This is a genomic window from Massilia atriviolacea, from assembly GCF_003953935.1.
Classification (GTDB): domain Bacteria; phylum Pseudomonadota; class Gammaproteobacteria; order Burkholderiales; family Burkholderiaceae_D; genus Telluria_A; species Telluria_A atriviolacea.
Window position 1 is genome coordinate 83,471 of sequence record NZ_RXLQ01000001.1, and the last position, 14,008, is coordinate 97,478.

Sequence of the window (14,008 nt, forward strand, 5' to 3'; positions counted from 1 at the left end):
ACCCGGTCCGGGAGCCCACCATGAAGCTATTCGCAATCGGTTCGACCCTGGCGGCACTGCTGCTGGCGGCGGCCACCCTGCAGGGCTGCGCCGGGCTGCCGGCGCTCGACGGGCGCACGGCCAGCCATGCCATCGCGGCGACGTCGGCCACGCGCCTCGGTACCGCGCTGGCGCCCCTGAACGCGGCCCGTCCCGGCATGTCGGGCCTGTACTCGCTGGCCAACGGGCGCGACGCCTTTGCCGCGCGCGCCATGCTGGCCAACGCCGCCGAGCGCACCCTCGACATCCAGTACTACATCTGGCGCAGGGACACCACCGGCGTCCTGCTGTTCAACGCCGTGCGCGCGGCGGCGCAGCGCGGCGTGCGGGTGCGCCTCCTGCTCGACGATAACAACACGCCCGGCCTCGACCCCGTCCTCGCCGCGCTCGACGCCGAGCCCAATATCGAAGTACGCCTGTTCAATCCCTTCGTGCTGCGCGCGCACCGCGCGCTGGGCTACCTGAGCGATTTTTCGCGCCTGAACCGGCGCATGCACAACAAATCCTTCACCGCCGATAACGCCGCCACCATCATCGGCGGGCGCAATATCGGCGACGAGTATTTCGGCGCTGCCGGCAGCCTGCTGTTCATCGATCTCGACGTGATGGCGGTCGGTCCGGTGGTGGACGCCGTCTCGCGCGACTTCGACCGCTACTGGAACAGCCGCTCGGCCTATCCGGTCGGACTGCTGGTGCCGCCGGCCGGGCGCGCCGATCCGCTCGAAGCGCAGAGCGCCGAGGCGCTCGACTACGTGGCGGCGGTGCGCACCTCGCCCTTCGTGGAACAGCTGGTCGGGCGTACCTTGCCCTTCGAGTGGGCCGAAACAAGGCTGGTGAGCGACGATCCGGGCAAGGTGCTCGGCACCGAGGCGCCCGACACCAGGGTCGCCTACCAGCTGCGGCAGTTATTGGGCGAGCCGGCGCAGACGGTGGACCTGGTCTCGCCGTACTTTGTCCCCGGTAAAACCTGGGCCGCCAATTTTGCGGCGATGGCCGCGCGCGGCGTGGACGTGCACATTTTGACCAATTCGCTGGAAGCGACCGACGTGGCGGCCGTCCACGCCGGCTACGCCAAATGGCGCAAGAGCCTGCTGGAGGCGGGGGTGACCTTGTACGAACTGCACCGGGGCGTGGGCGGCGAGCGGGCGCCCCCGGGAGCGAAGGGCGGCAAACTGGGGAGCTCCGCATCGAGCCTGCACGCGAAGACGTTTTCGGTGGACCGCCAGCGCGTCTTCATCGGGTCCTTCAACTTCGACCCGCGCTCGGCCGACCTGAATACCGAGATGGGCTTCGTGATCGAGAGCCCGGCCATGGCCGCGCGCATGGCCAGGGCGCTGCGCGAACAGGTGCCGGCGCGCGCCTACCGGGTGCACCTGGGGCCCGACGGCGCCCTGTACTGGACCGAGCGGGTGGGCGAGACCGAGATCCGGCACGATACCGAACCCGGCACCGGTTTCTGGAAGCGCGCGGCAGTGGGCTTGCTGTCGCTGCTGCCGATCGACTGGCTGCTTTAAGCTAGCCGGCGGCGAGCGCGCGCAGGGCGATGCCGGTCAGGTAAGCGCCGTAGGTCCCCAGCGCATAGCCGAGCACCGCGAGCAGCACGCCGACCGGCGCCAGGGCCGGGTGGAAGGCGCTGGCCACCACCGGCGCCGATGCCGCGGCCCCGATGTTGGCTTGCGAACCGACCGCCATCATGAACAGCGGCGCCTTGATCAGTTTGGCCATCAGGATCATCAAGCCGCCGTGGAAGAAGATCCAGATCAGGCCCAGCAGGAACAACCAGGGCCGCTCGAGCAGGGCGGCCAGGTTCATCTGCATGCCGATCGTGGCGACCAGCACGTACAGCATCACCGAGCCGATGCGCGAGGCGCCGGCGCCTTCGTAGGTGCGGGCTTTCGTGAAGCTGAGCAGCAGGCCGATGGTGGTGGCGATCACCACGATCCAGAAAAAGCCGGAGGTCAGGCTGTAGTCCTGCAGGCGCCATTCGGCGGGCAGGGTCCCGATCCAGCTGACCAGCAGTTGCGACAGAAAATGGGACAGCCCGGTCGCGCCGAAGCCGATCGCGAGAATCACCATGATGTCGGTCAGGCTCGGGATGCGCGCGTGCTGCGCCTGGTACAGCTCGATGCTGTCGCGCAGGCGGTTGAGCGCCGTCAGGTCGGCGCCGGTCCAGCGGTCGAATACGGCGGCGCGGCTGGCCAGGAACAGCAGGATCGCGGTCCACAGGTTACCGACCAGCACATCGACCGCGACGAACTGGCCGAACATGGTCGCGTCGACATTGAACACTTCGCGCATGGCGGCCTGGTTGGCGCCGCCGCCGATCCAGGCGCCGGCCACGGTGGTCATGCCGCGCCAGGTGTCGCCGGCCACGGTCTCGGGGTGGATCAGGCGCATTGCCTCGAACGAGACGATGGCGCCCAGCATGACGCCGGCGGTGCCGGTCAGGAACATGATCACCGCCTTCGGTCCCAGCCGGACGATGGCCTTGAAGTCGATCGCCACGCACAGCAGCACGAGGGAACTGGGCAGCAGGTAATCGCGCGCCATCGGATACAGCTTCGAGGTGGCGCCATCGATCACGCCAAGGGTGTTCAGCAGCGACGGGATCAGGTAGCACAGCAGCAGGGCCGGCACGTAGCTGTAGAACTTTTTCCAGAAACCGTCCTGGCGGGCGGCGGTCCACATCACGGTGCCGAGGATGATAGCGAGCATGCCGAAGATGACGGCATCGTTGGTGATCATGGGAACAGAGGCAGGGGGCATGCGGGCTCCAGGGTATTGACACGGCGACCGCTGCCGGACTGGCTTCACAGTCCGGGGATCGATAACCGGCGAGTATCGCCCGGCCCGGCGGCAGCGTCAACCGGGCCAAGATCGCCCTGGCTTCCGCTGCGCCGCGCTCAGCCCGCCGTGCCGTGCGCCGCCTGCAGGCGCTCGGCAAAGCGCTGGGCCGGCACAAAGCCGATGATGCGGCCCTGCGGCACTTCCTTGCCGTTGGCATCGAACAGGATGATGCCCGGTGGCCCGAACAGGCTGAATTTTTTCATCAGCGCGCGGTCGTCGGCATTGTTGGCCGTGACGTCGACCTGGATCAGGCGCATTTTTTTCATCGAGGCGGCCACCGCGCTGTCCGGGAAGGTCATGCGTTCCATCTCCTTGCAGGCCACGCACCAGTCGGCGTAGAAGTCGAGCATCACCGGGGTGGTGGTGTCGGCCAATGCCTTTTCCAGTTCGGCCACGGTGCGGATGCGGGTGAACTGCGGCCCTTCTTCGGCGTGCGCGGTGGCGATCGCGCCGCCGCCGCGCAGGTGCGCCAGCGGTTGCAGCACGTCGCGTCCCGAGCTGGCCGCGCCGGCCAGTTCGAACAGGCCGCCGACCAGCATCAGCACGCCCAGCGCCTTGCCGGCATAGGCGCCGATGCCGCTGTGCGGCGGCAGCGCCTGGCCCACGTGCAGGAACAGCGCGCACAGGATTGCAAAGCCGCCCCACAAGGCCATCATCACCTGCACCGGGAACACCGGCGAGACCATCCAGATGGCGACCGCGATGAGCAGCATGCCGAACACCTTCTTTACGCCGTTCATCCAGGCGCCGGCGCGCGGCAGCAGGCTGCCGGCCGACAGCCCCGTGAGCAGCAGGGGCACGCTCATCCCGAGCGCCATCGAAAACAGCGCCCAGCCGCCGATCCAGGCATTGCCGGTCTGGCTGATGTAGAGCAGCGCGCCGGCCAGGGGACCTGCCACGCAGGGACCGACGATCAGCGCCGACAGCGCGCCCATGACGAACACGCCCGCGAAGCGCCCGCCCTGGACCGCGCCGCCGGTGCTGGACAGGCGCGATTGCAGGGAGCTTGGCAGCTGCAGCTGATACACATCGAACATCGACAGCGCCAGGCCGACCAGCAGCGCGCCGAAGGTCAGCAGCACCCACGGTTTTTGCAGCGCGCCGGCCAGGCCTTCGCCGGCCAGCCCCGCGCCCACGCCGAGCGCGGTGTAGACCAGGGCCATGCCGAGGCAGTAGGCGCTGGCCAGCAGCAGGCCGCGCGAACGCGATACCGTGCCTTCGCCGACGATGATCGACGAGAGGATCGGCACCATCGGCAGCACGCAGGGCGTAAACGAGAGCAGGAGGCCGAACAGCAGGAAGGCGCTGCCGATGCGCCACAGGCTGCCGCTTTGCAGGGTGCGCTGGGCCAGGGTGGTGTCGTCTTCAGGGACTGCCGCCGCCGCTGCCGGCGCGGCCGGCGCTGCCGGTGCGGCAGCCGGTGCCGCTGCCTCGGCCTGCGCCGTCAGCACGCCCGGCCTGGCCGGATCGACCAGATAGGTCTTGGTGATGGGCGAGTAGCACAGGCCCGCGTCGGCGCAGCCCTGGTAGGCCACGTTCAGCGTGAACGGCCTGGACCTCGCGGCCAGCGTGACATCGAGCTGGCCGGCGTAGGTTTCCATCTCCTTGTTGAAGTTCTCGTCGAACTTGCGCACGCCCGCCGGCAGGCCAGGCGCGGCCACCGGGTCCTGGCCGGCGGCGCTGGTGAAGCCGAGGCGGTCGCGGTACAGGTGGTAGCCCGGGGCGACGCTCCAGCGCAGGGCGACGGCGCCGCCGTCCTTGACTTCGGTGCGCAGCACGAAGGCTTGCTCGGGATCGAGGAAGTCGTCGGCCGCGGCGGCTTTGCCCGCCCAGCCGGCAAGGGCGAGCATGGCCAGCAGCGACAGCAGCCATCTCATGAAAGGTGCGGATGTCATGGTGATTCTCCAGTAGTTGGTTCAGGGTGAAGCTGCTTGCACATCTTTGGAGTAGCGTTGGCCTTGCTGGTCGATGGCCAGGTAGGCCATGCCCGACCGGTCGAGGAAGGCCAGGCCGTCCTCCTGCATCAGCATGGCGATGGTGGAACAACTGCCGGCGGCAATCGCCAGCGGCCCGAGCACGCTGACCGAGCGCCAGTGCGACACCGGCATGCCGCTGCGCGGATCGAGTAGGTGGCAGTAGCGGCGGCCGGCGACGTCGATGAAGCGCTCGTAGTCGCCGCTGGTGGCCAGCGCGCCGCTGGCGATCGGGATCGCCGCCGCCAGGCGTTCGCTGTCGCGCGGGTCCTGCACGCCGATCGACCATGGCGCGCCGTCCGGCTGCGGGCCGATGATGCGCAGGTCGCCGCCCAGGTTGACGTAACCGTGGCGCACCCCGGCCGCGCACAAGAGTGCGGCGGCGCGGTCGGCCGCGTATTCCTTGCCGAAGCCGCCGAAGTCGATCTCCATGCCCGCCCTGGCCAGGCGGACGGCGCCGCCGGCGCGCTCCACCTGCTGCCAGCCGACCAGCGGCAGCAGCGCGTCGAGCGCCGCCTGCGCCGGCAGGACAGGACGGCGGAAGTCCCAGGCGCGCCGCAGCACGCCGGAGGTGATGTCGAACAGGCCGCCGCTGCTGGCGTGCAGCACGCCGGCATAGTCCAGCAGGGCGTTGGTCTCGTCATCGCAGGCCAGCGCATCGCCCCCGGCGGCGGCGTTGATGCGCGCGACAATGCTGTCGGCCCGGTAGCGCGAGAAGCTGCGCTCGACGCGGCGCACCTCGTCGATGGCCGCTCGCGCCAATGCCGCGCCATTGGCGCCGGGCGCCGTTGCCAGGCGCAGCTCGCAGCGGCTGGCCATGGCCTCGAACGGGAATGCCTGGACGTCCATCAGAACTGGCGCGTCAGGCCCAGCTGGATGCTGTGGGCGCGCAGCGGTTCGAGTCCCGGGCTGCCCTTGTCGAACAGGCGCCAGCTGCCGCGCTGCTGGTAGGCTTCGAACTTGACGTCGACGATCCAGTCGCGGCTCAACTGCCTGGCGACCTTGATCCCCAGCGTCACCGCGCCGAAGCCGGACAGGCGCTGGTCGGCCGAGGACAGCGCGTCCGGGTTGCGTTCGTAGCCGGGCCGGAACGGCTCGCCCAGCACGCCGTCGTACACCGGATCGAAGTAGAAGCGCGCCGCGCGCTGCGAATACAGGCGCGCCGAGGGCGTGACGATCCAGCCCTGGCCGAGCGGCTGCACGTATTCGCCGCCGAAGGTGTGGGCGCGGATGCCGTAGGTATCGGTGTAATAGCGGTACGAAAGGCGGCTGGTGGCGCCGAGCGCGGCATGGTGATGGTTCCAGCGCCCCATGACGGTGCTCTGGTTGCGCTTGCGCGGCCGGTTGTCGAAGGCCTTGTACGGGTCCGAAAAGTAGCCGTGCCCGCGGTTGTGGGTCACGGTCAGCTGCGCCAGGTCGTTCGGTCCCAGCACCTGGGTCACCCCGGCGAGGAAGTTCAGGGTCTGGCGCGATTCGTCGCGCACGATGAAGTTGACCGGATTGATGGAGTCGTCCGAGCCGCCCACGCCGAGCGAGTACGTGGTGTTCTTGTCTTCGCTCGACATGGTGCCGGTCAGCGACAGGGCGCGCGAATCGTAGTCGTGCTCGGTCGAATAGGCCGCGCCGACGGTCAGGCTGCCGCGCGAGAAGTAGCGCGTAACGGCGGCGTCGCCGGCCTTGCGGTCGTCGCTCATGCGCGAGGCGCCCGACACCGCCGTGTGGTAGCGCGGCGAGGCGCCCGACACATCGTCGGCCGTCAGCGAACCGGAGACCGACCACACGCCGGCCACCGGCGCGACGACCGAGATCGACGGCGCGCGCACGCGGATGCGGTCCATGCTGGACTGGTTCTCTTCGTAACTGAGCAGCTTGACGCTGATGGACGCGTGCTCGGGCGGGGTTTCGGCATGCACCAGGCCTGGCAGCATGAGCGCCGCCGCCAGGATGGCGTGGCCGAGGGCCGGATTGTGCGCGGGGAGGAGTGGGGTGGTCATGTGCTGTTCGATTCCTCTTAATTGCAGCCGCAGCCGCCGCCGCCGACACCGCTGCCGCCGGACGCCGCCTCGCGGCTGTTATAAATATGCTCGTTGAAGCGCGCTTCGAGGCCGTCGCCCTCCATCAGCATCTCGGTCTTGGCCAGCGTGCCTTTTTCCCAGGCTTGCACCGGAGTGATGGCCGCGCAGCCGGTGGCGCCGGCGGCCAGCGCCGCCACCGCGGCCGCGCGCAGCAGGATCGTGGACAGGGCCGTCATTTCTTCGCTCCCAGCGCCGCCCTGATCTTGGTTTCCAGTTCCTCGCGGTCGCCCGCCTTGAAGCCGCTATGCTCGAACAGCACCTTGCCGTCCGCGCCGATCAGCACACTGCTCGGCATGCCTTTGATGCCATAACTGCGCGGCGTGGCGCCGGCCGGATCGAAGCCGATCGCGAACTTGGCCGGGGTGCCGGCCAGGAAGGTGCGCGCATCGTCGACCTTGGCGTCGACATTGACGCCGACGATCTGCAAGCCCTGCGGACCGTATTTGGCCTGCATCTCGTTCATCCACGGGAACGACTGGCGGCACGGGCCGCACCAGGAGGCCCAGAAGTCGAGGTACACCACCTTGCCGGCGTATTTGTCGAGCTTGACCGCGCCATCGGGGCCGGCGAGGTCGAAGGCCGGGGCGGGTTTTCCCGCTTCCAGCGCGCTGGCGGGCGCCGCCAGCAGCGCCAGGAGCAGGGATGCGGCCAGTGCGCGTGTGTTGCGTTTGAAGTTGTTCATGCCGGTTCCGTAAAGTGGGTTGATCATGGCTGCGCCGGATTGCGCCGGCGCCAGAGAAGGACCGCTGCCGCCATCAGTGCCAGCAGGGCCAGCATCGGATCGCTGCCGCCGCGTACCGAGGAACAGCCGCCGCCGCCCTGGTTCTGTGCCGGCGCCGGAGCGGCTGGCGTGGCGGCGGCCTGGCCGGCCAAGGCGATGGTCCAGCTGGCGCCGGTGTCGGTGCGCAGCACCACGCTGCCGCTGCTGGCGCCCGAGGCGGCCGGGGTGTAGGCCACCACCAGGTCGCACGAGGCGCCCGGTTGCAGCGCAAACGGCAAGGCCGCGCAGCCGCTGGCATCAGGCACGCGCGCGAACGGACCGCTGAAGGTCGCGGAGGCCAGGTTGATGGCGGCGGTGCCCGCATTACCGAGCGTGAAGCGCTTGTTCGCCGTGCTGGCGCCAAAGTCGAACGACTGCGGCGTGAGCGTGAGCGATGGCGCGGCCGCGACGGCGGTGCCGGTGCCTGCCAGCGGCAGCGCAAACTGCGTGCCGCCGTCGGTTGCCAGCAGCAGCCTGGCACTGCGCGCGCCAGGTGCGCCTGGCTTGAAGGTGGTCTCGATGGTGCAGCTGCCTGCGGGGCTGACCGTGGCGTCGGCGGCGCAGGTGCCGCCGAGGACGAAGTCGCCGCCGTTGGCGCCGTCGATCGCGAGCGTTGCGATCTTCAGAGCCGCCGTACCGGGATTGCGCAGTACCGTCGTGTGCGGCGCTGCGCTTTTACCGACCTGGATTTCGCCGAAGCCGACCGGACCCGTGTCCGACAAGGTTGGCGTGGCGACAGCGGCGGTGGTGCCGGCGCCGCTGACTGCCACCTGCACGGCGCCGCCGTTGAAGCTGGCCACCAGCGTAGCCGCAAACGATCCGGCGGCGGACGGTGCGAACAGCACCGGTACGCTGCAGGTGGCGCCCGGCGCCAGCGGCGCGCCGCAGTGAGTGCCCGGCGCCACGCTGAACGCAGCGGCGCCGTTGAAGGCAATCGACGAGAAAGCGAGGGACACGTTGCCGGTGTTGGCCAGCGTGACGCTCTGCGTGCCGGCGGCGCTGCCGATGGTCTGGCTGCCGAAGGCCAGCGCGCTCGGGGTGGCGCTGGCGGCCGCCGTCGCGCTGGCGCCGCTGCCGGCCAGGCCGATGGTGACGTTGCCGTTTGCGGCATTCGAGGCCACCGTCAGGTTGCCGGCGAAGGCGCCGCCGGCGGTCGGCTGCGCCACCACCGTCAGCGCGCAACTGGCGCCGGCGGCGAGCGGCTTGCTCACAGCGCACGCGCCGCCGAGCGAGAAGATGGCGGGATTGGCGCCGCCCAGGGTAAGGGCGCTGAAGGTCAGCGGGCTCTGGCCGCTGTTATTGATGGTGATGCTTTGCGGGGCCGATGGCGCATTGATGGCCAGCGCGCCGAAGTCGATGCTGGTGGCGGACACGCCGATGGTGGCCTGGGGCGATGCGCTGGCGGTGCCGCTCAGGGCCACGCTGCTGGTGCCGCCGGTGCCGTTGTGGGCCACGGCCAGGGTGGCGCTGCGCGCGCCGGCGACGCTCGGCTTGAAGCTGACCAGCACCGTGCAGTTGGCGCCCGCCGCCACCGCGCCGCCAGGGGCGCAGGTGCCCCCGGCGATGCTGAAGTCCGCCGCCGCCGCGCCGGTCACGCCGATGGTGTCGATCGTGAGCGCGCTGGTCCCGGTGTTGGCCAGGGTGGCCGCGAGAGCGCTGCCGGTCTGCCCCAGCAGCGTGCCGCTGAAGGCGAGGCTGGAGGGAGTCAGGCTCGCCGCCGGCGCCCCGGTCACGCCCGGGTTGCCGATGAAGGCCGCGATGTCGGCCAGGTCGGCATCGACGAATTTACCGGCGTAGATATTGCCCATGCCGCCCTTGTTGGCGGCAATCGCGGCGCTGATGGCGGCCGGATTATTGGCCGCGCTCAGGATCCGGCTGACGTTGGTGGCCGGGTTGGCGGTGTGGCAGCGCGCGCACGCCGTGCCGCCGCCGGTCGGCCCGTTCAGGTACAGCGTCTTGCCGCGCAGGGCATCGGCCGCGTGGGCCTGGCCCATCGCCAGCAGTGCGCACAGGCCGGCGCCGCGCATGTAATGCCGCAGGCCGGATTGGTTCAGTCGAAATCCCCTCATTGCTACTCCTGGTTGATGTGTCATGGATGCTGAAACTAGATGCTGAAACTGCAAAAAACCAATGCGTATCCGTTACACAGCGCGTGGACCAGTGCGCACCAGCGCCAGTCGCGCCAGCGGCGATACACCAGTCCGAACGCCAGTCCGGGCAGGAACACGGCCAGCATCGCTTGCCAGCCGGACGCCGCATGCAGCAGACTGAAGGCCAGGGCCGGCACGGCCAGGACTACCGCGACGTGGCCGCTGCGGCGCATCAGCCATTCCTGCAGGCCGGCCCGGACCACCAGTTCCTCCAGCAGCGGCGCGAGCAAGAGCAGGCGAAACAGGCTGGCCGCCGAGTGATCGAACAGTGATGGGCCGCACAGGGCAAACAAAATGCTGATCCTTCGTCGTTGGCGATGCATTGTTCGGCGTTATTGAACGGTCAATACAGACTGGCATGCAAAAGGTTCAATGCTTTTGCAAATTATTTTTATGGAAATAGCCGCGTGTAAAATCGGAGGCTGGGGCAGGACGACAAAATTTTTTTCTCGGCAGCATGAACCTTTTCGTTACGGGCAAGTATTCACCGCAGAAGTAGCGAACATCGTGGAGAACATCGCAGCATGCTTAGACAATGGAGAGCGCGATTCGGGGGCGCGCCAGCACGACCGGAAGGGGCGAGCGAGCCGGAGTTGATTGCCCTGATCGCGGGCGGGGACAGGGACGCCTTCCAGGCGCTGTACCGGATCTACTTCGGGCGGCTGGCGCGCTTCCTGGACCGGATGGTGCGCAACGGCGCCCTGATCGAGGAAATCGTCAACGACACCATGCTGGTGGTATGGCAGAAGGCGCACACCTACGACAGTAGCTGCAAGGTCTCGACCTGGGTGTTCGCCATCGCCTACCGCCAGGGGCTCAAGGCGGTGAACTTGCGCGACGAGCCGGTGGAATCGAATTTTGAGCTGGAAGCGGGCGACATGCGCCAGGAGCCGGAACAGGCCATCGCGCAGCAGCAGCTGCAGCAGGGCGTGGGCGACGCGCTCAAGGCGCTGTCGCTCGAACAGAGGGTGGTCGTGACCCTCACCTATTACCACGACATGGGCTACCAGGAAATCGCCGAGACGATGGGCTGCCCTGTCAACACTGTCAAGACGCGGATGTTTCACGCACGGCAGCGCCTGCGGGTGCTGCTGTCCGCACATCAGGAAGAACTGTTATGAACCTGAACCAAGAACCGAACGGCGCATCGCACCAGGCGATGCGCGATCTGCTGCCGTGGTTTGCCAACGGCACCCTGGGCGAGAACGAGGCGGCCGCCGTGCGCGCGCACGTGCAGCACTGCGCGCAGTGCGCCGGCGAAGTCGCGTGGCAGCGCCGCCTGCATGCGGCGGCGCCGGCCGACCCGGTCGGCCTCGATCCTGAACGCGCGCTGGCGCGCCTGATGCCGCGCCTCGGTCCTGAGAAACACGAACGCGCGGCGCCGCCCGCGCCAGCGGGCCTGCGTGCGTGGTTCGGCGGCGGCTGGATGCCGTGGGCGCTGGCCGGGCAGGGCGCCCTGATCGCCGTGCTGGCATTCCATCTGATCGCGCCCGCGGACAAGGGGCCCGCCTACCAGGCGCTGAGTAACGCCGCATCGGGGGCGGCGCCTGCCGGCAGCATTGTCGTCATGTTCCGGCCCGACGCCAGCCTGCGCGAGGTCCAGCGCACCCTGCAAGAGAGCGGCGCGCGCGTGGTCGACGGGCCGACCGTGACCGGCGCTTTTGTCCTCAACGCGCCGGCGGGAGGCCAGTCCAGGGCGCTGGCGGTGCTGCGCGCCGACGCCGGCGTGCAACTGGCCGAAGCGCTCGGGCCGAGGAGCGCGCCGTGATGCGCGCCGTTATGCGTCTGTTGCTGTCGGCGTTGCTGCTCCTGACGGCATGCGCCGGCCGCGCCCAGGAGGCGCCGGCGCCGGCGCCGGCCCAGGCCCCGGCCGAAGTGCGCCAGATCCTGGTCATGCTGCATCTGCCGGCGCCGCACTTCCGGCCCGACGCCGCCTACGGCGCCAACTACCGCGACGATGCCGGACGGCTGGCGCGGCGCCGCATCGCCGAAGCGCTGGCGCGCGAACATGGCCTGACCATCCTCGAAGGCTGGCCCATGCCGGCGCTGAACGTGGACTGCTACCGCATGGCCGAACCGGCCGGCGCCGAGCCGGGCAAGATCGTCGAAGCGCTCTCGCGCGATGCGCGGGTCGACTGGGCGCAGGCGATCAACACCTTCTCGGCCCAGGCCAGCGATCCGCTGTACCCGGTGCAGCCGGCCGCGCTGCAATGGCAGCTGGGTGAAGTGCGCAAGGCCGCCACCGGGCGCAAGGTGCTGGTGGCGGTGATCGACAGCGGGGTCGAAACCGACCATCCCGACCTGGCCGGGCAGATCGCCTTCCAGGAGAATTTTGTCGACGGCCAGGCGTATGCCGCCGAAACCCACGGCACCGGCGTGGCCGGCGTGATTGCGGCGCTGGCCGGCAATGGTGTCGGCATCGAAGGCGTGGCGCCGGATGCGCGCCTGATGGCGCTGCGCGCATGCTGGCAGGTGGCCGGCGGCGCGACCCGCTGCAACAGCTTCACCCTGGCCAAGGCGCTCAACTTCGCGCTGATGCACGGAGCGCAGGTGATCAATCTGAGCCTGTCCGGGCCGGCCGACCGCCTGCTGCGCGAATTGATCGACGTCGCCTGCGCGCGCGGCGTGCGGGTGGTTGGCGCGGTCGACGCGGCCAGCGCCGACGGCGGCTTTCCGGCCTCGCATCCGGGCGTGTTCGCGGTGGCGGCCGACAGCAGCCGGCAGTTGACGGCGCAGGTGCTGATGGCGCCCGGGCGCGACATTCCGACGTCGGCGCCGGGCGCGCGCTGGGGCATGGTATCGGGGTCGTCCTATTCAGCGGCGCATATCTCTGGCATGATGGCCGTGCTGAGCGAGCTGCGTCCCGGGCTCACCTTGCCGCAGGTCCGGTCGAGCATCGTGCTGCAACCGGGCGGCATCAACCTCTGCGCCACCGTCACCCGCCTCACAGGAAAATGTACATGCGTCTGCGTCGAGGTCTCGCCGCCCAGGATCTGAAACACATTCGCGCGCGCGGAGCGGCCCTTGCGTAGATGGCCGCTGGCGCTTGCGTTGGCGAGCTGCCTGGCTGCCGGCCAAGCCTGCGCCCAGGCCAGCGGCAGCGTGGCGCTGGTGTCCGACTATTATTACCGAGGCGTCGGCTACAGCAAGGGCGACCCGGTGGCCCAGTTCAATCTCTCGTTCGACACCCGCAGCGGCTTTTATGCCGGCAGTTTCGCTTCGCTGCTGAAGATGAGCGGGGCGCCGCGCGGGGTGTACGCGATCGGTTATGCCGGCTATGCGCGGCGCATGAGGTCCGGTCCTTCGTGGGAAGTCGGCGCATCGAACCACACCTTTTCGACCATGTCGGGCCTGAATTATCGCGAAGTGTATGCGGGGCTGGGAGGCGAGCGCCTGAGCGGCAGGGTTTCGTATTCGCCCGCCTATCTGGGCACGAGCATGGGCACCGTGTACGGAGAACTCAATGGCGGCGTTGCGCTTTCGGATGACGTGGGCCTGTTCGCGCGTGTCGGTTACCTGCGTCCGGTGTCGACGGTGCCGCGCTACAGTTCCGGCACGCGGGTGGACGGGCGGATCGGCATCGGCGTGAGCGTCGACGCCTGGAAAGTGCAAGCCGCATGGGATGCGCTGCACGCGCAGCGGGGCGCCTACGCCCGTTCGAGCGGCACGATCGCCTCGCGCAACGGCCTGGTACTGACGGTCGGCCGCTCATTCTGACCCACCGCTTCAGGCCGTGTCCACCCCGGTGCCAGGTGTGACATTCGGACACGAACCCGACTGTATGGACGTTACCCACAGTGTCCACCCCGGTGCCAGGTCTGACATTCGGACACGAACCCGACTGTATGGACGTTACCCACAGTGTCCACCCCGGTGCCAGGTCTGACATTCGGACACGAACCCGACTGTATGGACATTACCAACAGGGACTAAAGCAGAGCTCGTGTCCGAAAGTCAGACCTGGCACCGATGCGGACAAAAGCAGAGGTCGCGTCCGAAAGTCATACCTGGCACCAATGTGGACAAACAGAGACTAAAGCAGAGCTCGTGTCCGAAAGTCAGACCTGGCACCGATGTGGACAGGCACCGATGTGGACAATGTGGACAAACAGCGACTAAAGCAGAGCTCGTGTCCGAAAGTCAGACCTGGCACCGATGTGGACA

General features: G+C 68.8%; 13 protein-coding genes. 5 read left to right on the plus strand and 8 right to left on the minus strand.

The features are described from left to right. Window positions 1-20 precede the first annotated feature (20 nt). A complete protein-coding gene (locus tag EJB06_RS00380; protein WP_126072021.1) occupies window positions 21-1,553 on the plus strand; it encodes a phospholipase D family protein in 1,533 nt (510 codons plus the stop codon). 1 nt (window position 1,554) lies between these two features. On the opposite strand, the gene EJB06_RS00385 is transcribed toward EJB06_RS00380, so the two are convergent. From EJB06_RS00385 to mrtJ, 8 genes are all read right to left on the minus strand, one after another. Next, a complete protein-coding gene (locus EJB06_RS00385; protein WP_126072022.1) occupies window positions 1,555-2,805 on the minus strand; it encodes a DUF819 family protein in 1,251 nt (416 codons plus the stop codon). Between the two features lie 137 nt (window positions 2,806-2,942). Next, entirely contained in the window at window positions 2,943-4,781 is a 1,839-nt protein-coding gene (gene dsbD, locus EJB06_RS00390; RefSeq protein WP_229426863.1) for a protein-disulfide reductase DsbD, read from the minus strand. Window positions 4,782-4,802: 21 nt separating this feature from the next. Continuing rightward, on the minus strand, window positions 4,803-5,708 hold the full coding sequence (locus EJB06_RS00395) for an FAD:protein FMN transferase (RefSeq protein ID WP_126072023.1): 906 nt from the start codon (window positions 5,706-5,708) through the stop codon (window positions 4,803-4,805). Continuing rightward, window positions 5,708-6,853, minus strand: a complete 1,146-nt coding sequence (locus tag EJB06_RS00400) for a DUF3570 domain-containing protein (RefSeq protein ID WP_126072024.1) — start codon at window positions 6,851-6,853, stop codon at window positions 5,708-5,710. Before EJB06_RS00400 ends, EJB06_RS00395 begins: the two co-directional genes overlap by 1 nt. Before the next feature lie 17 nt (window positions 6,854-6,870). Next, a complete protein-coding gene (locus tag EJB06_RS00405) occupies window positions 6,871-7,110 on the minus strand; it encodes a DUF4266 domain-containing protein (RefSeq protein WP_126072025.1) in 240 nt (79 codons plus the stop codon). Then, window positions 7,107-7,616, minus strand: a complete 510-nt coding sequence (locus EJB06_RS00410; RefSeq protein WP_126072026.1) for a TlpA family protein disulfide reductase — start codon at window positions 7,614-7,616, stop codon at window positions 7,107-7,109. Before EJB06_RS00410 ends, EJB06_RS00405 begins: the two co-directional genes overlap by 4 nt. Window positions 7,617-7,639: 23 nt before the next feature. Continuing rightward, entirely contained in the window at window positions 7,640-9,763 is a 2,124-nt protein-coding gene (locus tag EJB06_RS00415) for a choice-of-anchor D domain-containing protein (protein WP_229426864.1), read from the minus strand. 35 nt (window positions 9,764-9,798) lie between these two features. Continuing rightward, window positions 9,799-10,137 carry a JDVT-CTERM system glutamic-type intramembrane protease MrtJ gene (gene mrtJ, locus EJB06_RS00420; protein ID WP_229426865.1) on the minus strand — a complete coding sequence of 113 codons (339 nt, stop codon included), beginning with the start codon at window positions 10,135-10,137 and terminating at the stop codon, window positions 9,799-9,801. Between the two features lie 300 nt (window positions 10,138-10,437). Between mrtJ and EJB06_RS00425 the strand changes: the two genes are divergently transcribed. From EJB06_RS00425 to EJB06_RS00440, 4 genes are read left to right on the plus strand one after another with little or no spacing between them, the layout of a single operon-like run. Next, window positions 10,438-10,965: an RNA polymerase sigma factor gene (locus tag EJB06_RS00425; RefSeq protein WP_229426866.1), complete on the plus strand. Its 528-nt coding sequence runs from the start codon at window positions 10,438-10,440 to the stop codon at window positions 10,963-10,965. Beyond that, the gene (locus EJB06_RS00430; protein ID WP_126072029.1) at window positions 10,962-11,612 is read left to right on the plus strand and encodes a zf-HC2 domain-containing protein; all 651 of its coding nucleotides are present in this window, start codon (window positions 10,962-10,964) and stop codon (window positions 11,610-11,612) included. Before EJB06_RS00425 ends, EJB06_RS00430 begins: the two co-directional genes overlap by 4 nt. Next, window positions 11,612-12,841, plus strand: a complete 1,230-nt coding sequence (locus EJB06_RS00435; RefSeq protein WP_229426895.1) for a S8 family peptidase — start codon at window positions 11,612-11,614, stop codon at window positions 12,839-12,841. The genes EJB06_RS00430 and EJB06_RS00435 overlap by 1 nt, the downstream gene beginning before the upstream one ends. 27 nt (window positions 12,842-12,868) lie before the next feature. Next, entirely contained in the window at window positions 12,869-13,561 is a 693-nt protein-coding gene (locus EJB06_RS00440; RefSeq protein ID WP_126072030.1) for a TorF family putative porin, read from the plus strand. Window positions 13,562-14,008: the final 447 nt, after the last annotated feature.